We start from the raw sequence: 459 nt of genomic DNA on the forward strand, positions 1-459 counted from the left end.
AACTAGAACACTCACACGAGAAAACAAAAGTGAATTGGGACGTTGTCACATCGCCTGTGTCTGCTCGTAATCGTTCTCAATCAAGTACATACTCTGTTAAAAATATTTATGCCATTTCTAAACATACCCAACATATTGACCGAGCATGGAGTTTGCTTCAATTAATAAACGGCGCAGAGGTGGCAAAAGGGAAATTTAGACAATCAGAGGTGTTGTTGGTTCGTGCTCCGTATGTACATGAAAAATTGAGTACAGGGCGGAATATGGCAGCTTTTTATTCGTTAACACCGCGAGAATATGAATATAGCGCTCAAATGCCTGCACAAGCGGATATGACGTTCAGGGAAAAAAAATATGAGATTATGAATTCGGCGATAGAATCTATTTTTACAGGCGAGAAAGAGATTGATGTCGCTTTGCAAGAGGCATCACAAAAGTTAGAACAAGTCATGCATGATC

Annotated in this window: 1 protein-coding gene; it reads left to right on the forward strand. The window is 39.9% G+C overall.

Annotated features, from left to right (window positions below):
* Positions 1 to 29: 29 nt before the first annotated feature.
* On the forward strand, positions 30 to 459 hold a 430-nt coding region (locus PPOP_RS13820), incomplete at its 3' end, for a type 2 periplasmic-binding domain-containing protein (protein ID WP_148277948.1).

This window comes from Paenibacillus popilliae ATCC 14706 (genome assembly GCF_000315235.1).
GTDB lineage: Bacteria > Bacillota > Bacilli > Paenibacillales > Paenibacillaceae > Paenibacillus_B > Paenibacillus_B popilliae.